The organism is Anaerococcus porci (assembly GCF_009696575.1).
In the GTDB taxonomy this organism is placed as follows: domain Bacteria; phylum Bacillota; class Clostridia; order Tissierellales; family Peptoniphilaceae; genus Anaerococcus; species Anaerococcus porci.
On sequence record NZ_VULQ01000001.1, the window covers coordinates 208,734 to 228,213 of the forward strand.

Below are 19,480 nucleotides of genomic sequence, written 5' to 3' on the forward strand. Positions count from 1 at the left end.
AAATTTATCAAACATTTTTTGATTTTTATGAAATTCTTTATTAAAACTATTTTACTAGCTAATAAAAATATACAGGAAATAAATATATTTGCAAACTATTTCTTAAAATAAAACTGCCTAATTTTACTTAGACAGATCAATGTTAGTTTTTGAATTGAATTTATTTACGTAGATTAAAGTTAATATGAAAACAATTATAAAGGGATATACCCAAGGAAAATCTTTATTATTGATTGAAATAATTTTAAGAATATTACTTAAAGCTTCTTGTATAGCATCAAATAATTCAAAATTAATATTTAGCAACTTTTCAATTACACTTATAAAACTTATTATAGCATCTATAAAAGAGACAATGGAAACAGTTATAAATGAATTTCTTACCAAAATTTTATCCAACTTATTCTTACCATATAGATTAAAAATAACTAATAAAATAGCTAATGGATAAGCAAATTGTAAAAATGGACCTGTAAATTCAACTATACTATCCACTCCCAATACCGATAAAACTAAGGAAGTTAATGTTATTAGACATGCATTAAACTTATATGAAAGTCTATTATTTGAATACTTAACAAATATTTCTGATATTGATGATATAAGACCAGTGGCTGTTGTAAAACATGCTAATATTAATGCTATGAGTAGTATATACCTCCCCTTACTGCCTAATATTTCTTTTGAAATAAAGTTTAATAGCTCTACCCTTGACAGACCATCAACACTTTTAGATACACTTGCTCCTAAATATGCAAGTGACATATATACTAACGCTAAACCAATCACAGCTACAAAGGAAGCCTCTATTGTTTTTTTAAGAATTTCATTTTTATAGCCCTTCTTTACAATACTCTTTACTATAATCGGAGTAAAAGCTAAAGCTGCTAGTGCATCCATTGTATTATATCCTTCAAGCATAGAATTTGATAAAATTTTTCCAGTATGCATATTTACATCTTTCATTTCTCCTATAGGGTTTATAACACCAACTATAATCATTATAAACAAGGAAATTAGTAAAAGAGGTGTTAAAAACTTACCTATAAAATCTACAACTGAACTTTCTCCTAAGGCTAAACATAAAGATATAAAGAAAAAAATTATAGAAAACACTAAAGGCGATATATTAAATCCACTAGATGTTAGCATTTCAGAGCTTGTAGCTGCTGTTCTTGGTATAGCTCCCAAAGGTCCTATACAAAGAGCGATAATAAAAATTATAACTTTAGACAACTTGTTTCCTGCAAGTGAAGTAAATGAAAATATATTACCATGACTTTTTGCAACACTTATAACTGCAATTAAAGTTAGACCAACCCCTACTATCGTAAAACCAATGCCTGCATAGAGCCAATTATTTCCATATGTATAACCGAGCATTGGTGGAAATATCAAATTTCCTGCTCCAAAAAACATTGCAAATAATGCAAAACCTATTACTATTATATCCATATTTCCTCCTTGTATAATGAACACATAGTAAATAGTGTTCAAATTTCATTTTTACTATATGATAATCATAGGCTTGTGGATTGTTGTTTCCTCCTATAGCTTTTGACTATTTTATTTAGGGTGCAACCACAATTCTATGTTTATTTGTTTATGAGTTAGATAACGCTTGACGTTTTATCTCGAGCAAGGATACGATACATATTTTTTTGTGGATATCACAGCCATTTTATTTGAAAGGATATTTTATGATTTTAGTTGGTATCGATGTTGCTAAGGATAAGCATGATTGCTATATTTGTCATTCAAATGGAACTGTTATTAAAGATTCTTTTTCTTTTGATAACAATAGGGTTGGCTTTGATTTGCTTTTGTCTTTTTTGCCTGATTCTTCTGAAAATGTAAAAGTGGGGCTTGAAGCTACTGGACATTATTCTTTAAACTTGATCAATTTCTTAGTTGAGAATGGTTTTAATCCTGTTATCTTCAATCCACTTCAAATTAATCTTTTTAGAAAAGCTCATACGCTTAGAAAGACTAAAACTGATAAAATTGATGCTAAGTTACTTGCTCTTATGTTATCTGCCAGTAATGCTAAACCCCACTTGGGTTTATCTTATTATATTTTGGAGCTTAAGTCACTTACTAGATACAGATTTAAACTTAAAGAGCAATTATCTAAGCTTAAGATTTCAATTTCCAGGATTGTCAATATCATTTTTCCTGAGCTTGAGTCTTGTGTCTATTCTATTAATCAGAAGTCTACTTTAGCTATGCTTAAGAGTTTAGAGTTTCCCTTCTAAAAAGCTCATTGCATATGCTCATCTTACAAAACTTACTAATGTTCTTAAGTCTAATTCTATAAGGATAAGGCTATTTGTATAAAGATAGCCGCAGAGAATTCTATTGGTTCTGATTCTGATGCTATTAGTTTTGAACTTATCCAAACTATTGATTTAATTGATTTCTATTCTTCTAAAATTAAAGAGTTAGAGGATAAAATCAATATGATTATGGATCAGATTCAGTCACCACTGATGTCTATTCCTGGGATTTCTTATACCTTAGCTTCTATCATTTTAGCTGAAATTGTTGATATCAATAAGTTTGATAATGATGGTCAACTCCTTGCTTTTGTTGGTCTAGATCCTTGTACTCACCAATCAGGTAAGTTTGTTGCTACAGGTGTGTCTATGGTTAAACGAGGGTCACCTTATCTTAGGTGGGCTCTTTTAAATGCTGCAAGGCTAGTAGCTATGAGGGATGAAACTTTTGCTTTATATTATCAGAAAAAGAAATCTGAGGGTAAACATCATTATGTTGTACTTACCAATACTGCTAGAAAGCTTATTAGAGTTATTTTTAAACTTCTTAAAGATAACTGCAAGTTTGAACCACAAATTAATTTTTTAAGCTAGATTAACTAGCTTTATTTCCTATGCTTATTTTTATTGTTTTTAAAAGCGTTTCTATTCATAAATTATTTTACATATTTTCTAATTTTCTCCTTAGTTAGTCTAAACGTACTTTTATATTTTACCAGTTTTTTGGTTACTTATTAAGTGTTTTAAAAAAATATATAGCAACAATTAATATATTTGAAATAAAATTACAAATATATCTTAAATTTTTGAATAATGAATTGCATAAGTAAACATCAGTTTTGTATATATTTAAAAATTCCTTTATAAAAGCGTTTGTAAATTAAAATTTATTAAGGCATATTCAAAAGAAGAATAATAATAGATTAAATTTATATATTTTGGTTTTTTCATAAAAATAAAGGGGTACCCCCCCTTTATTTGTAATTTTCAATAAATTTTAAATCTTTGTCACTAAGTTCAAACTTATCTTGGTCTGTAATAATCTCAGCCTTATTTTTTCTTATTACTAATTGATGTTCAAATTGAGAACAAACAGAGCCATCACTAGTTCTCGCTGTCCATCCATTCGAATCTATTTTTGACTTCCAATCGCCTATACAAATCATAGGTTCTATAGTAAAGACCATATTTTCTTGAATCCTTGGTCCAAAACCTCTTTTTCCATAGTGAGGGACTTGTGGATCTTCATGCATTTCTTTTCCTATGCCATGTCCTATAAAATCTCTTATTACAGAAAAACCATTTTCTTTTTCTACATATTCTTGGATAGCAGCTCCTATATCGCCAATCCTATTTCCTGGTATTGCCTCTTCTATTCCTTTGTATAGGGCTTTTAAGTTAACATCAACTAATTTTTCATTTTCTTTTGATAGTTTACCTATTTTATAAGTCCAACAAGAGTCAGCAAGTCCTCCATCTAAATCTATTACATTATCTATTGACACGACATCCCCTTCTTTTAGAACATAATCCGAAGGAAATCCATGACATATCTCATCATTTACAGAAATACACAGTGTATATGGAAATCCTTGATAGCCTAATTGAGCTGGTATAGCCTTATGAAATTTGATGAATTTATTAGCGAAATCATCAAGAAATAAAGTGGTTATACCTGGTCTTATGATTTCTTTAATAGCTAGATGAGTTTTGCAAAGTACTTCTGAAGCCTTATACATCTTTTCTATATCCTTACTTGTCTTTAAAGTTATCATTAATATCCTTCTTTAATTTATAATTCTTTTTGAGCTATAAATACTTGTTTTGAACCATCAAGATTAGGTTTAACATCCCATGAAGAATTAATGGATAAGTCTTTTGTGAGTTGGTCGAAATAATACATTACTATTCCTGCATCAACTAAGTTTGATTCATCCTTATAATCTTCTAAATAAAGTTTTACAAGATTATCTACAAGAACAAACCTCCAAGGTTGTGAGTTATATGAAGATGGTGCAAATCTTAAATAAGAAAACAAATCATCCATGCCTCTTTGTTCGAGTTCCTCAACACTTGCCTTATGGTTTAAATCATCTATAAATACAAATTCATTAATTCCTTTTCTATCATCAAATCTATGCTCTCTTACCTCTTCATTAAGAGCTTCACCTACAGCTAGAATAGATTTGATATTACCTTTACTATCTAAAAAAGCACTATTTAAATCATCTTCACTTGCATCTGCTACTGAAATCCAACATGAAGCAAGTCCTATTTCGCTTAATTTTGTAATCAATTCTTCTAGACCATATGCCCCCTTAACAAGGGCTTTTTGATTATGATTTTTAACATCAAGACCTACATATATAGGAGCTTTTATCATTACTCCTTTGTATCCAGCCTTTCCATTTAACTTTTCATAAAGACCTTCTCCATCTTTAGAAATTTCAAAGAATAAATCTTCTTCATAAAGTCCTGCTTTAATATCTGTTACATATTCATATATTTTCTCGATTTTTGATTCCTCTACTTTAGATTCTTTAAATTCTCTAGTAGATGTTCTTGTTTTTAAAAAATTTGTAGTTAACATAATTCCTCCCGTTTTTTATACTATACCTTAAATTAAGCCAAAGTAATAATGAAAAGCTTTATATAGTAAATTTCCATACTTATATGATAAAATATAAATATGATATTGACAAGTAAACAAGAAAAAGCAGCAAATCATAAAGAGGGACCCTTATTAGTATTAGCCATACCTGGAAGTGGTAAGACAACAATGCTTTTAGAAAGAATAAAAATACTTTCAAGAATTATTGATAAGACAAGAATACTTTCTCTAACATTTTCAAAAATTCAAGCTGAAGATATGAAAGAAAGATCTAAGGACTTAAAGTCTAATTTTATGACAATCCATGCATTTTGCTACTTAATAATTAGAAATTATTTAAGAAAATACAATAGAGAAATAAGACTTATAGAAGATGAAAAAATTTACAACAAATATAATTTGGTCGGTGAAATTTATGAGAAGGTAAATCATTACCCTATTTCTAAAGAAGATTTGGCTTTGTTTTTTAGGGAAGTTTCTTTTATGAAAAACTCTATTTTAGATAAGTCTTACTTAAAAAATATAGAAATAAAAAATATAAGTAAAATTTATGAAATATATGAAGAAATAAAAAACAAAAAGCACCTCCTAGATTTTGATGATATGCAAGTAAAAGCTTTAGAGATACTTAAAAACGATAAATCTATCTTAATGTCCATAAAGAGTAAATATAAGTATTATCAACTTGACGAAGGACAAGATGCATCTTTATTACAGTTTAAGATTTTAGAAGAGATAATATATCCTGAGAATAATATTTTAATAGTTGCAGATGATGATCAATCTATTTATTCATTCAGGGCAGCCAATCCATCTTATTTATTAAATTTTAAAAATAAATTTGAAAATTCTAAAATAATGTGGCTTGATACTAATCACAGATCTGGATCAAATATTGTTAATTTATCAAAATACTTAATCCAAAATAACAAGTTAAGGTATGATAAAAACTTTATAGCAAAAAGAGATAAAAAAGATGATATAATTATAAAAACTTTTGCTGACTCATCTAAAGAATATCAATTTATAAGAAAAAATCTTAAAAGTGATGAAAAAACTGCAATTCTTTTTAGAAATAATATTTCAGCCATATCACTTATAGCGTATTTTTTTGATAATGATATTGATTTTAATGTAAATATTAATGTATTGGATTTTTTTGAAAGCAAGATTTTTAAAGATCTCTTATCAATAATAGATTTTTCTAATGATTTTAATAATGTTGAACTCTTTAAGGAAATTTATTATAAAGTTAGTAGCTACTTAAGCAAAGAAGATATAGAAAAATTAAGTTATAAGGCCATAAATGAAGACATATTTGATTATTTTTATAGAATTGAATTAGAAGATTATAAAATTGATTCTTTGTTTAATATTGAAAAAAAACTTAAGCATATAAGAAAACTTTCATATGATAAAAAAATATCCTTTATTTATAATAGTCTCTCATATAAGTCTTACATAAATATGATAAGTAGAAAATATATGCAAGAAACAGTAAATAAAGATTTATATATAGAAAGTGCTATAAATTTTACCAAAGGAATTAAAACAAAAGAAGAATTGTTAGAAAAGATTGAAAAACTTCAGAAAAAATCCAAATCTTTAATAAAATCTAAACTTTATCTTTCAACTATACATTCTTCAAAAGGTCTAGAATATGACAAAGTATTTGTAATAGACCTTATTGAAAATGAATTTCCTCTTATATTTAGTGATGAGGATAGAAAACAAAGATTAGAAGAAGAAAGGAGGATTTTCTATGTTGCTATTACAAGAGCTAAAAATAGCCTTTATATCTTAAGCCTATCTAAAAGAAATAAAAAAAAGGTTAAGCAATCAATCTTTTATAAGGAAAGTTATGAAATATTAAAAAATAAAAGATAGGATCTCTCAGTCTATCTTTTTATTTTTCTATCTTATCTAGTATTCCGTTAAGATAAGCTATTAAAATTCCATAATTTGTCATAGGAATATTTTTAGCTTTGGCTTTTCTAATTCTTTCACTTACATATTTTTTATTAAACATACAAGCCCCACATTGAATAATTAAATCATATTTTTCTATATCCTTAAAATCATCTCCTCTTTTAAAATCAATACTTATATTCTTATATTTATTTCTTAGAAGTTTTGGAATTTTAACAGTCCCTATATCTTCGGTTAAAGGTGGATGAGAACAGGCTTCAGTAATTAGAATTTTATTACCATCTTTAAGTTTTTTAACAGACTCAATATAATAATTAATATCACCTTTAAAAGCTGAAAAAAGTACAGAAAATGAAGTTAATTTTATATCCTTGTCTAATATTTTATAAACTTCTTTAAAATACTGAGAATCAGTAATAACAAGATCAGGCTTCTTATTAAAAAAACTAAGTGTATTTTCTAAGTTTATTAGATTAGTACAAACCACACTCGCATTTTTATCTATAATCTCTCTTATAGTCATAACCTGTGGTTTTATCAGCCTAAACTTAGGAGCTTCACTATCTTGAGGAATTACAAGTAAGACTAGGTTTTTTTCTTTTACTAATTTCTTTGTTATTGTATTATCTTCAAATTCATATAAAGATTTTATCTTTAAAAAAAATTGCTCCTTACTTTTTTTGTTTTTTATATCAATCGCAAGAGGATCAAGAATTTTAAATTTCTCTATAAGCTTAATTCCATCTGAAATATCCTGTTTTGTTGCTATATAAATAATATTTTTGTGATTGTTTTTTATAGATATTAAATCATCTAAATTATCTTCTATAGATAGGAAGTAAAGAATAATATCAGCCTTTTTTATAGAATTTTTTGTTTTTTCTAACCTTTTCTCATAAAGACTTGACCCATCGTCAAATCCTGCCGTATCATAAAACAATACAGGTCCTAGATCATGAATTTCCATAGATTTTTTAATAGGATCAGTTGTAGTACCTCTTTCTTCTGAAACTATAGAAGTATCTTCTCCTGTTATAAAATTTAAAAAGGAAGACTTACCAGAATTAGTCTTTCCAACCAAGACCATGGTAAGTCTTTCTGAATTATATTGAATCATACGTGTATATCTCTTTTTCCATCTTTGATTTCTTTAAGCCATTCTTTTGCATTTTCTCTAAGATTTGGATTTTCAATTTTATCTATTTCTTTTTTAATTAAAATTTGTCCAATATTTCTTGTATCATCACTTGCATAGTCAGTTAAATACTCATCTAGGGTCAAGAGAGCATTAGGTTGGCACATCTGTCCTATACCATGATCTTTTACTATGGACATGAACTTTTCTCCAACTCTTCCTTCCCTATAACAAGCTGTACAAAATGAAGGTATATAATCCATACCTATTAACCAATTTACAACATCGTCCAAAGTTCTATTATCAGATAATTCAAATTGATTTGAGCCTGATACATCACCTATGTCTTTAGAATATCCACCAACAGTAGTTTTTGAGCCACCTGAAATTTGGCTTATACCTAAGTCTAAGACTTTCTCTCTTACTTCTTTGGATTCTCTAGTTGATATAATCATACCTGTATAAGGAACTGCAATTCTAAGACATGCTATTATTTTTTCAAACATTCTATCACTTAAGGAATTATCAAATTCATCAGGATCTATATCATCTGCTGGTTGGATTCTAGGAACAGATATAGTGTGAGGACCACAATTAAATTTTGCCTCTAAGTGTTCTGCATGCATTAGAAGTCCAACAAACTCATATTCATAATTTTGAAGTCCAAATAAAACACCACATCCAACATCATTTATTCCTGCCTCCATTGCCCTATCCATAGCTTCTGTATGATAATTATAGTCGTGTTTTGGTCCTGATGGATGCAAGGTTTCGTAATTTTTTTTGTGATAGGTTTCTTGAAATAATATGTAGGTTCCAATTTCTGCATCTAAAAGTTTTTTATAATTTTCAATTGTTGTTGCTGCTATATTTACATTAACCCTTCTTATAGATCCATTTTTATGTTTTATAGAGTAAATAGTTTTTATAGATTCTAAAACATAATCAATAGGATTATTAATAGGATCTTCTCCAGTTTCAAGAGCTAATCTTTTATGACCCATATCTTGAAGAGCAATAACTTCTTTCCTGATTTCATCTTGATTAAGTTTTCTTCTTGGTATGGTCTTGTTTTTAGCATGGTATGGGCAATATAAGCATCCATTTACACAATAATTTGAAAGATATAGAGGTGCAAATAAAACTATCCTATTTCCATAGAATTTAAGTTTTAATTCTTTTGCAAGTTTAAATATCTCCTCATTAAAATCATCAAGTTCACAGGAAAGTAAGACAAATGCTTCTCTGTGACTTAATCCCTTAGCTTTTCTTGCCTTTTCAAGAATTTCTCTTATTAATTTATCATTTTTACTATTTCTTTTTCCATAATCAAGAGATTCCATAATCTCTTCGTGATTAATAAATTCTTCTGCATATTTTGATTTTACATCATAAACAGACATTGCTACTCCTTTAAGTTTAAAAACCATCCCATTAAGGATGGTCTTGTTCAGATTCAATTTGAATTATAATAAAGTTTATCATATAAATTGTAATTTTATATAATATAAACATTGTCTTATGACAAATTTTTATTTAAATTGACTTAAAATCATAAAATTAACATTATTAATAATATAGTCAATTTCTTTATCACTTACTATATAATTCTTCTTTAATTATATCATAAGCTTTACTCATATCACTAGGACTTATATTATTTATAAGTTTATTACATGATTTCTAAAGATATGCTTTATTAACTTCTATTTTTTTGAGCCATACTAAATTTTATGTTATTTAAGATAAGTTTATATCAACTCTTTGATTTTTATAACAAATTCTAATTTAATTGTTAACTATATCTAACGCTTATTCTGAACTTAATTGCTAGACTTGTCGATATTCACTTACTTTATTTTTGCTATTATTTTCACAAAATTTTTAAATAAAAAAACTAAATTCTAACCTATATTTTCTATAAATTTCATATTTCTCTTCTATCTTCCAAAGCTCTTTCTAAGGTAAGTTGATCAAAATATTCGAGATTTGAACCTACGGGTATTCCTGATGCTATTTTTGATACTCTTACATCTTTATTTTCTAGAAGATGAGCCAAAAACAGAGAAGTTGTTTCACCTTCTATAGTTGATGATATGGCAAGTATAATCTCTTTTATTCCTTCCTTATCAATTCTTTCTAAAAGTTTATCTATTGATAAGTCTTCTGCTTTGACATTATCAGATGGTGATATCAGTCCTCCAAGTATATGATATCTTCCATGATAGACCGAAGATTTCTCAATCGCTATGAGGTTTCTTACATCTTCTATGACGCAAATAGTTGTTTCATCTCTTGAAACATCTTTACATATATTACATATATCATCTTCAGTAAGATTACCACAAATCTTGCAAGGATGAATTTTATCTTTAACTTCTTTTAAGGCATTTGAGAAGTCCTCTACAGACTTTGAATCTTTATCAACTATACTCATGGCTAATCTTTCAGCGCTTTTTTTACCAATAGTTGGAAGCTTTTGAAATTGTTCTATTAGATTAGTTAAACTTTCAGGATATAAACTCATTACATTAATCCAGGAATATTTAGATTTCCTGTTAATTTGCCCATTTCTTTTTGACTATATTCATCAGCCTTTTTAAGTGCATCATTAATAGCAGCAACCACTAGATCTTCAAGCATTTCAGTATCTTCTGGATCAACAACATCTTCGTCAATTTTTACTTTTATAAGCTCTTTTTTTCCATTAACAGTTGCTTCAATAACTCCGCCTCCAGCTGTTGAAGTAAATTCTTTTTCTTCTATCTCAGCTTGAGCCTTAGCCATATCTTGTTGCATTTTTTGTACTTTTTTCATCATATTATTCATATTTCCACCGCCTGGGAATCCGCCTCTTACCATGTTAATCTCCTTTATTCTTCAATTGTTATGTCTTTTCCAAAGACTTTTTCTAATTTATCTATTATATTTTCTGAGTCTATTTTCATATTATTAGATTCTTCTATATTATTATTCTTTTTATAATTTTTTTTGTCAATATTTTCAATATCAATATTGAAATCTATACCAGTAATAGTCTTAATTATAGATTTTATATTATCTTTTGCTGCCTCTAAAGATTGATAATAAAAAGAGCTTTCGTAATAAACAACAAGCTTGTTCTTAATTATATCATAATTTAAGCCTTCTTTATCTATAAAAGTTCTAATCAATGGTGAACAGTTATTTTTGAGAGCCTTTTTAATATTTTCCTCATCTTTTTTGCTTAGAGTTTTATCTTCTCTTAAAATCCTTTCTTCATTGTTTCTTTCTTCTATTTTAGAAGATAAAACTTCTAAATTATTATCTTTAATTTCTTCATTTATGTCTTTCTTCAATGAATCATCTCTTTCAGTGGACTCATCATTGATTTTAAAATTGTTATTTTGTCTAGTTTTTATAGACAATACATCAATATCAGCAAGTTTTTCTTCGACTATCTTATTTATAAGATCTATATTATTACTTGGATTATTTTTCTCCAAACTCTCTATCCTAGATTCAATATTTTTCTCATCTTTTAAATTGATAAGTCTTAACAAAAGCATTTCCATTAAAAGTGATGTATTAAAAGAATTTTTCATTCTATTTGAATAGTCATTTATGATTTCAAGGTAAGAGATAATTTGATTATTAGAAATTTTTTCTGATTTTTCTTTTATATTATCTAGAAAATCTAAAGAATTTATATGTTTTTCGCTAGCACTTGTCTTATATATCATGATATCTCTTAGATAAATAGTAAGTGAATCAAGAATATCCATATCATCCTTTTTGTTTTCTCTTAAAGTAAATAAAATATCTAAAGCACCTTTTTGATTTAAGCCAATTATCTTATCAAGTAATAGATCTATATTCTTAGATTCTACAACTCCCAGAATAGATTGTACATCAGCAAGTGTAAAATTCTTTTTATTAATAGATAAAACTTGGTCAAGTATTGATAAAGCATCTCTCATAGCTCCACTAGCCTTTGCTACAACAAGCTCTTTCGCCTCATTGTCCATGCTTATATTTTTATCTCTTAAAATAGTATCTATCTGTTTTATTATATCAGTCTTTCCAATCTTATTAAATTCAAACTTTTGAACTCTAGATAGAATGGTCTTTGGTATTTTATCTATCTCTGTTGTAGCTAATATAAATACTAAATGACTAGGAGGTTCTTCCATTATCTTTAATAAAGCATTAAAGGCCTCTCGTGTAATCATGTGAGCTTCATCTATTATGTAGACCTTATATCTTAAGTTATTTGGTAGATATATAACTGTTTCTTTTAAACTTCTAATATCATCTATTCTTCTATTACTTGCTGCATCCATTTCTACAATATCCATTGTCGATTCTTCATCAATAGACTTGCAATTTTCACATTCTCCACAAGGAGAACCATTTCTAGGATTTAAACAATTTATCGCCTTAGCAAATATTTTTGCACAGGTGGTCTTACCACAACCTCTCTCCCCAGCAAATAGATAAGCATGGGATATCTGAGATGATTTTACTTGATTTTTCAATACATTTACAACCCTATCTTGCCCCAAAACATTATCAAAATTTTGTGGTCTATATTCTCTATATAAAGCTTTTGCCATAATCATTCCTTTCCTTATAAAATTATACCATAGTAGGTAAATATTTATAATTTTAAAAATTAATTTGAAATTCTGAGTATTTAAAGTATAATTCATTTTTGTAAGCATCATGGAGAGCTGTCCGAGTGGCTTAAGGAGCACGATTGGAAATCGTGTATACATTGATAGTGTATCAAGGGTTCAAATCCCTTGCTCTCCGCCATGCACTAGATGGGGAGTTAGCGGTGCCCTATAACCTGCAATCCGCTATAGCAGGGTTGAATTCCCAAGTTAGGGTTTTAAAATATATAGCCTGCCTTAGAAAAGTAGTGTTGATTGATGGGTCTTACGCAATAGAAAACTGTGAACCATGTCAGGACGGGAACGTAGCAGCATTAAGCAGATTTTTCTATGTGCCGTAAGGTCACCTATCATGAGCTGGCTGTCTAAGTAACGTATAGATTCTATCGCACGAGCTTGGGTGTGCTTACATATTATATAATTTAGCCTTTTGTTATTTGTTTTACAAAGGGCTATTTTTATAGCTAATAGGAGTAGATATGATCGGTAAAAAAATCAAAGATTTGTTTAATGAACCAACTGCAAATATTATAACTCCAGCAAGTGAAGTTGCAGTTTTAAGAGAAGATGACTCCTTACTACATGCTATTTTAGTCCTATCTAATAGAGGCTATCAAACAATTCCTGTTCTTGATACTAAAGATAGAGTAAGAGGTTTAATTTCTATATCAAAAATTGTTATTTCATGCGAAAATGTAAGTTTTTTTAATGAAAAAAAGTTAACTGAAACGAAAGTATACGAAGTTATGGACCAAATAGTTCCTATACTATTTGATGACTCTGACCTTGAGGATGTTTTAAGATTAATTATTAATAATAATTTTATTTGTATTACACATAAAAATGGTTATTTTTTAGGTATAATTACAAGAAAGACAGTTTTAGAGAGATTTACTAATATAGCTCACAATATTGAAAATGAATATAAACTTATAAAAAGATTAAATAAGCTGTAGTAAGTTAATAACCCAAAAGTTGGAACTAAAATCAACTTTTGGGTTATAACTATATTATGGCTTATATATTTGAAATATAAAAGATTCAAAAGGTTTTATATTAATTATTTCATCCTTTTCAATACTCTTTTTATTATTTTTTGTAGAAATAAGTGTATCTAAGAAATATGGAGATTTAAGATTGTAGCTTAGGTCTGTAAAGTTAAATAAAAGTAAATAATTTTTCTTCTTGTATAATCTTTTAATAGCATATAAACTATAACCTTCTATTTCTAAAATTTCATCCTTTATTTTTCCAGAAAAATTATTAAATATGTTATTATATATATAAGATAAATCCTTGAAAAACTCTAAAAAATCTTCTTCCTCATCTTTATTTATCTTAATTCTTGATAATTTTCTTAAATCAAATTTCTCAATTGATCCAAATTCATCTCCCATAAAAATAATTTTATTAGATTCTATACTATATAAAAAAGTAAAAAGAGTTTTTAATTGGTCATATTTAAAATCTTCAGAATACATCTTCATTAAAAGAGAACACCCTTCACTTAAGCTATCATAATAATTAAAACCTAAAATAAAGTTATTTAAATCTCTTTCAAAATATTTTTTAACCATTTCCTTGTAATTATCTCTATAAAAAGGAATCTTTTGAAATAGTTTAATAATATTAGAAAACGACCTATCAAAAATATAAGAAAAACCTAAATCTTTGTTTATATCATTATTATATATAGAATTATAATTTCCAATAGAAATTTTTGATTCATTTTTTATTTCTTCATTTAAATCTTTTAAAAAATTAAGCCATTTTTCGTTGATTCCTCTACTAATATCTCCTTGCCAAAAAATAACATCTTCTAGATTTGATATGAATACACCATCTAAATTAAACTCTTTAATCCAATAAAATATAATAGATTTAACAAAAGACTTAACTATATCTTTACCTATATCTAGATTAATATTTCTCTTATAATTATAAAGTATATCTTCATAATCATAGTTATACATATTAGAAAAATCAAAATTTATTAGGGACTTTTCGCTATTATCAAACTCATTTAGGGAAAATTCTACTAAAACTCCTAGGCCATCCCTATGACTTAAATCTATAAATCTTTTTATCTTGTAAATGTCTAAATTTACATCCAAAGAAAAAAAACTAAATGGGCTATAACCTAGGGATTCTACATCTTTATATGAAGTTATAGGCATAAATAAAATATGGCTAAAGTTTAAATTTTTAATATATTCAATATATTTTGTCATTGATTTATCATCATCAAAAACACCAATTTCATTTAAATATCTTAAATTTACTTGATATAAATTAAGATTTTTCTTATTTTTATATTTATAAGAGAATTTATAAGAATCATCATAGACTATTGAATTAGAAAAATCTTTATTTTGAATTTTTGCATATGGATCAAGCTTATAAATCTTATTTCCATTTTTATCTTCTATTATATAGATATATTCATCATTAACCTTAGAATTTTTTATTGTTTTTGAAAATACACCTGTGTTGTATTTTCTGAGTTTTTCACTTTTCCAATTATTGAAATCTCCCTTTATATAAACATTTTCAGCATTCGGTGCAAGGAGCCTAAATATATAAGATTTATTTCCTTTTTTATGATTACCAAAAAATTTAAAACCTTCATTTGATTTTCCTTCTAAGTAGTTCCTTGTATCCATAAATATTCCTTTCTTTTATTAATATTATTAACTATAGTACATTATATCACAAATTTCTTGCTTAGTACTGTAAAATTCACTTGTTTTAACTTGTCATTTTCTGTATAATGGTATATGAATCAAGCAAAAAGGGACGATGATTATGGTAATGATAGATAATAACGAAAACGATAACACAGCAATGCAAAGTATATACTTAAATGTACTTTATGCTAAGAAAAATTCTTCATCGAATAAAATAAGCTCTAGGATTCATTTTCATCCTTTTACTGAGTTTTATTTTATTATTGATGGCAATGGAAAATTTTCTATTGAAGATAAAATGATTGATGTAAAAAAAGATGACTTTTTGATAATAAATTCAAATGTTGGTCACAGTATATATTCATCGAAAGATGATGAGAATCTTATTTATGTTTCATTCGGAGTTGATAGTATTTTTGTCAAATCAGTAGATAATAACGAAAATTTAGAAGAGGATAAATATTACTACAACTCTATAGATGAGATGAAAGATTACTTTTTAAATTCTTTCAATGACATCAACAATGAATTTAATTCAAAAGATCCTTATTCTAAGTCTATGGCAAATGCTAAAGCAAGCGAATTTGTAATAACTTTACTTAGAAATTTAAGCGATGAGTTTAAGATAACAAACGATATAAAAATCAACAAACAAATTGATTATATCAAAAATTTTATTGATAACAATTACTCAGAAGATATAAGACTTGAAAACTTATCTAAAATGGCTTATATGAATAAGTTCCATTTAATTTCAGAATTCAAGCAAAATTATAGGGTAACCCCTATAGAATACCTTATTCTTAAAAGAATCGAGGTAACTAAAAACTTATTAATAAGTACTAATCACTCTATGGAAGAAATTTCTTCTATAGTGGGTTTTAATTCTCAGTCTTATTTTAATCAGGTTTTTAAAAAGAAGGTCGGTATAACACCTTCACAATTTAGAAAAAATCATAGAATTTAAAAAAGGAGTTGTTGCAAATGTAATTTTGCAACAACCCTTTTTTAGTTTTTTAACTCTTCAATTCTTACTCTTTGTATAACATTATCTTCAATTGAAACCACCTTATACATATACTTTCCATATATAAGTTTTGTTTTTTCTTTAATTTCTTTTACATCTTCTAGCTTTGCAATCTCATAAACTAAACCGCCAAGAGTATTTGACATATCTTGAGGTATATCTAGAGCAAATTCTTTTTTTATCTTTTCTACAGTCATTGCGGCAGAAAAAGTATTATCAATCGTTGCCATAAGTTTGTCATCATTTATTACAAATTTTATTATTGCAAATATAAGTCCAATAGATATTGAACCAATAAGTATATCAACTAAACCTACAGAATAAACCAACATTTTTCTTGCTATTACAAAAAGAATTAGAGTAAGAACAGATTCATGACTTTTAGTGATTATCATCTCCAAAAGCTCAATACCCACCACCAATAAAAGTGCATGCTTTAAAAACTCATTTAAAAGCTCATAGTTACTTCTTACATTAGAAGATGAAACGATATCAATCCCATATCTTAAAAGATTTGGAACTGACAATAGGACAGATATTAATATGGCAATACATATTAAAACTTCTATAAATTTTATAGCCTTATCTATAAATTCTCTAATCAATTTCTCCATAAAACCTCACTAATATTTAACACCCTCAGTATATTCTGCAGATGAATTCCATATTAAGAATTCATCTTGTCCACTATCATAGATAGCATCAACTTGAGCTTGAACTGCACCAGCATCATATTCCATATAATTGCCCTGTCCTATCCATGATGCTGTAAAATCTTGAATCCATGGTCTAGACTTAGGTTTATGGTTAATTTCTTTAAATTCTTTTTGCTCTTCTTTTAGATACCTTCTAACTAATTCATATGGTTCAAGATCTGGTTTTTCTAGGTCAAACGAAAAAGAACTCCAATGGGATGGGTATATCATTGAACTCATTACATCAGCTTCATTAGCCATTTCCTTAAAATCCTGACCAATTCCCTCAGCTCTTCCAACTTGCATTGCATAACCAAAAACATCTATTCCACAAGGCATATCGTAGGCTTGAAGCATTTCTCTTGCATCTTTCACAAACGAAGTTATAGCATCTATTCTTTTTTCTCCATCTTTCATTTTTAAATCTTGCCACCTACCCATTGGATAATTAAGTTCTCCCTGGAAAGTTTCAAATCCTTCAGCAAATCTTATATAATCAAATTGGATTTCATCAAATCCTGATTTTGCCGCAAGTTCTGCAATCTCTAAATCATATTTTCTAACCTCATCCATAAATGGATTCATAAAAGCTTCTCCATTAGCATTAGTCCATAAAGACCCATCTTTTAATGTAAAACCCCATTCAGGATGTTTTTTAGTTATAACAGAATCTTTGAAAGTGGTTATTCTTCCTATAACATAAATACCTTTTGAATGCATATCCTTGATAAATTTTTCTACATCTATAACCTTACTTGTTGCATATTTTATATCTTCATTATCTGTTTTAAATTCGCAAGTGATATTTCCCCAATCATCCTTAATATCTATCACGACTGAATTTAGCTTGGTAGAATCTAATAAATTTATAATTTTATCATATGTTTTTGGATTTGCTATAGCATAGGTATTAAAGTATAAACCCTTAACTCCGTCCTTAGGATAATATTTAGATTTTTTTTCGTCTAATGATTTTAGCCTAGATGTATCATAATCCATATTATAGTCATCAGGAGTTATCCCTACTTCATAAGGCTCACCTATAGGCTTTTTTTCTCTTTTATCACTTAATTTTTTATTGGAACTTACATCATTTGATAAATCATTACCTTTATTATCCTTACTGACACAAGAAGTAAACATGAAAATAAGAGAAACAATTAGAGCTAATAAAAAATTTCTATGCTTCATAAAAACTCCTAGCTTGTTTAAAATAAAAAAAGAGCAAGTCAAAAAGACCCACTCTATATTTTTTATTGGATAACTTTTGTTACAACTCCTGAAGCAACTGTTCTTCCACCTTCTCTTACTGCGAATCTTAGTCCTTCTTCAAGAGCTATTGGTTTTTGTAATGTGATTTTGAATGTTGCATTGTCTCCTGGCATTACCATTTCTGTTCCTTCTTCTAGTTGGATGTCTCCTGTTACGTCTGTTGTTCTAAAGAAGAATTGTGGTCTATAGCCTGAGAAGAATGGTGTATGACGTCCACCTTCTTCTTTGGTTAGTACGTATACTTGGCCTTCAAATTCTGTGTGTGGGTGTACTGAACCTGGTGCTGCTATTACTTGCCCTCTTTGGATTTCGTTTCTTTGAACTCCTCTTAGTAGTAACGCACAGTTATCTCCTGATTCTGTTACTTCTAGTGATTTGTGGAACATTTCTATTCCTGTTACTACTACTTCTCTTGTTTTGTCAGTTAATCCTACGATTTCTACTGTTGAGCCTAGTTTTAGAGTTCCTCTTTCTACTCTTCCTGTTGCTACTGTTCCACGTCCTGAGATTGTCATTACGTCTTCTACTGGCATTAGGAATGGTTGGTCATTGTCTCTTTCTGGTATGTCAAAGTATTCATCTACTTGTTCCATTAGGTTTAGGATTTTATCTGACCATGGTCCTTCTCCACCTTCTTGGATTGCTTTTAATGCTGATCCTACTACTACTGGTGCTCCATCTCCATCGAAGTCGTATTCGTTTAGTAAATCTCTTACTTCCATTTCTACTAGTTCGATTAATTCTGGATCATCTACTTGGTCTTCTTTGTTTAAGAATACTGCGATTTTTGGTACTCCTACTTGTCTTGCTAGTAGAATGTGTTCTCTTGTTTGTGGCATTGGACCGTCTGCTGCTGATACTACTATGATTGCTCCGTCCATTTGGGCTGCTCCTGTTATCATGTTTTTAACGTAGTCAGCGTGACCTGGTGCGTCAATATGTGCATAGTGTCTGTTTGGTGTTTCATATTCTACTACAGATGTGTTGATTGTGATTCCTCTTTCTCTCTCTTCTGGAGCTTTATCGATTTTATCATAATCAATTGATTCACCTGTTCCGTATTTTTTATTTAATACTAATGTAATTGCTGCTGTTGTTGTTGTTTTACCATGGTCAACGTGTCCTATTGTACCAATATTAATATGTGGTTTACTTCTTTCAAATGTTTCTTTACTCATTTCATCCTCCTAAAT

Annotated in this window: 17 protein-coding genes, 1 tRNA gene and 1 other RNA gene; 7 read left to right on the plus strand and 12 right to left on the minus strand. The window is 28.0% G+C overall.

What is annotated here, in order from left to right; genetic code table 11:
• Positions 1-123: 123 nt before the first annotated feature.
• The gene (gene brnQ / locus FYJ26_RS01035; protein WP_154538884.1) at positions 124-1,455 is read right to left on the minus strand and encodes a branched-chain amino acid transport system II carrier protein; all 1,332 of its coding nucleotides are present in this window, start codon (positions 1,453-1,455) and stop codon (positions 124-126) included.
• A gap of 245 nt (positions 1,456-1,700) precedes the next feature.
• Here brnQ and FYJ26_RS10920 point away from each other — a divergent pair, with 245 nt between their 5' ends.
• Both FYJ26_RS10920 and FYJ26_RS10925 read left to right on the plus strand, forming a co-directional pair.
• Positions 1,701-2,255, plus strand: coding sequence for an IS110 family transposase (locus FYJ26_RS10920; protein ID WP_229771182.1), 555 nt, complete (start codon positions 1,701-1,703; stop codon positions 2,253-2,255).
• 210 nt (positions 2,256-2,465) lie between these two features.
• A complete protein-coding gene (locus tag FYJ26_RS10925) occupies positions 2,466-2,870 on the plus strand; it encodes a transposase (RefSeq protein WP_229771183.1) in 405 nt (134 codons plus the stop codon).
• A 380-nt stretch (positions 2,871-3,250) separates the two neighbouring features.
• On the opposite strand, the gene map is transcribed toward FYJ26_RS10925, so the two are convergent.
• Both map and FYJ26_RS01050 read right to left on the minus strand, forming a co-directional pair.
• On the minus strand, positions 3,251-4,051 hold the full coding sequence (gene map / locus FYJ26_RS01045) for a type I methionyl aminopeptidase (RefSeq protein WP_154538885.1): 801 nt from the start codon (positions 4,049-4,051) through the stop codon (positions 3,251-3,253).
• 17 nt (positions 4,052-4,068) lie between these two features.
• Entirely contained in the window at positions 4,069-4,866 is a 798-nt protein-coding gene (locus FYJ26_RS01050; protein ID WP_154538886.1) for a nitroreductase family protein, read from the minus strand.
• A 99-nt stretch (positions 4,867-4,965) separates the two neighbouring features.
• Between FYJ26_RS01050 and FYJ26_RS01055 the strand changes: the two genes are divergently transcribed.
• The gene (locus FYJ26_RS01055) at positions 4,966-6,774 is read left to right on the plus strand and encodes an ATP-dependent helicase (RefSeq protein WP_154538887.1); all 1,809 of its coding nucleotides are present in this window, start codon (positions 4,966-4,968) and stop codon (positions 6,772-6,774) included.
• Between the two features lie 19 nt (positions 6,775-6,793).
• Here the strand turns inward: FYJ26_RS01055 and hydF are convergent, their stop codons facing one another.
• The 5 genes from hydF to dnaX form a co-directional block, all read right to left on the minus strand.
• Positions 6,794-7,933 carry a [FeFe] hydrogenase H-cluster maturation GTPase HydF gene (gene hydF, locus FYJ26_RS01060; protein ID WP_154538888.1) on the minus strand — a complete coding sequence of 380 codons (1,140 nt, stop codon included), beginning with the start codon at positions 7,931-7,933 and terminating at the stop codon, positions 6,794-6,796.
• Positions 7,930-9,354 (minus strand): [FeFe] hydrogenase H-cluster radical SAM maturase HydG, encoded by a 1,425-nt coding sequence (hydG, locus tag FYJ26_RS01065; protein WP_154538889.1) that lies wholly within the window; start codon positions 9,352-9,354, stop codon positions 7,930-7,932. The genes hydF and hydG overlap by 4 nt, the downstream gene beginning before the upstream one ends.
• Positions 9,355-9,878: 524 nt before the next feature.
• Positions 9,879-10,478: a recombination mediator RecR gene (recR, locus tag FYJ26_RS01070; protein WP_154538890.1), complete on the minus strand. Its 600-nt coding sequence runs from the start codon at positions 10,476-10,478 to the stop codon at positions 9,879-9,881.
• Positions 10,478-10,813: a YbaB/EbfC family nucleoid-associated protein gene (locus FYJ26_RS01075; RefSeq protein WP_154538891.1), complete on the minus strand. Its 336-nt coding sequence runs from the start codon at positions 10,811-10,813 to the stop codon at positions 10,478-10,480. Before FYJ26_RS01075 ends, recR begins: the two co-directional genes overlap by 1 nt.
• A gap of 11 nt (positions 10,814-10,824) precedes the next feature.
• A complete protein-coding gene (gene dnaX, locus FYJ26_RS01080; protein ID WP_154538892.1) occupies positions 10,825-12,546 on the minus strand; it encodes a DNA polymerase III subunit gamma/tau in 1,722 nt (573 codons plus the stop codon).
• Between the two features lie 111 nt (positions 12,547-12,657).
• On the opposite strand from dnaX, the gene FYJ26_RS01085 reads away from it, so the two are divergent.
• From FYJ26_RS01085 to cbpB, 3 genes are all read left to right on the plus strand, one after another.
• Positions 12,658-12,748 (plus strand) — tRNA-Ser (locus tag FYJ26_RS01085).
• An RNA gene (ffs, locus tag FYJ26_RS01090) (signal recognition particle sRNA large type) lies at positions 12,748-13,014 on the plus strand. The genes FYJ26_RS01085 and ffs overlap by 1 nt, the downstream gene beginning before the upstream one ends.
• 71 nt (positions 13,015-13,085) lie before the next feature.
• Positions 13,086-13,562, plus strand: a complete 477-nt coding sequence (gene cbpB, locus FYJ26_RS01095; protein ID WP_154538893.1) for a cyclic-di-AMP-binding protein CbpB — start codon at positions 13,086-13,088, stop codon at positions 13,560-13,562.
• Between the two features lie 54 nt (positions 13,563-13,616).
• Here cbpB and FYJ26_RS01100 read toward each other — a convergent pair whose 3' ends face one another.
• A complete protein-coding gene (locus FYJ26_RS01100) occupies positions 13,617-15,269 on the minus strand; it encodes a GlgB N-terminal domain-containing protein (RefSeq protein ID WP_154538894.1) in 1,653 nt (550 codons plus the stop codon).
• Positions 15,270-15,405: 136 nt separating this feature from the next.
• Here FYJ26_RS01100 and FYJ26_RS01105 point away from each other — a divergent pair, with 136 nt between their 5' ends.
• A complete protein-coding gene (locus FYJ26_RS01105; RefSeq protein ID WP_326831220.1) occupies positions 15,406-16,260 on the plus strand; it encodes an AraC family transcriptional regulator in 855 nt (284 codons plus the stop codon).
• A 41-nt stretch (positions 16,261-16,301) separates the two neighbouring features.
• On the opposite strand, the gene FYJ26_RS01110 is transcribed toward FYJ26_RS01105, so the two are convergent.
• From FYJ26_RS01110 to tuf, 3 genes are all read right to left on the minus strand, one after another.
• The gene (locus tag FYJ26_RS01110) at positions 16,302-16,934 is read right to left on the minus strand and encodes a transporter associated domain-containing protein (protein WP_154538896.1); all 633 of its coding nucleotides are present in this window, start codon (positions 16,932-16,934) and stop codon (positions 16,302-16,304) included.
• A 9-nt stretch (positions 16,935-16,943) separates the two neighbouring features.
• Positions 16,944-18,206 (minus strand): putative glycoside hydrolase, encoded by a 1,263-nt coding sequence (locus tag FYJ26_RS01115; protein WP_154538897.1) that lies wholly within the window; start codon positions 18,204-18,206, stop codon positions 16,944-16,946.
• Positions 18,207-18,268: 62 nt separating this feature from the next.
• On the minus strand, positions 18,269-19,465 hold the full coding sequence (gene tuf, locus FYJ26_RS01120; protein ID WP_154538898.1) for an elongation factor Tu: 1,197 nt from the start codon (positions 19,463-19,465) through the stop codon (positions 18,269-18,271).
• Positions 19,466-19,480 lie beyond the last annotated feature (15 nt).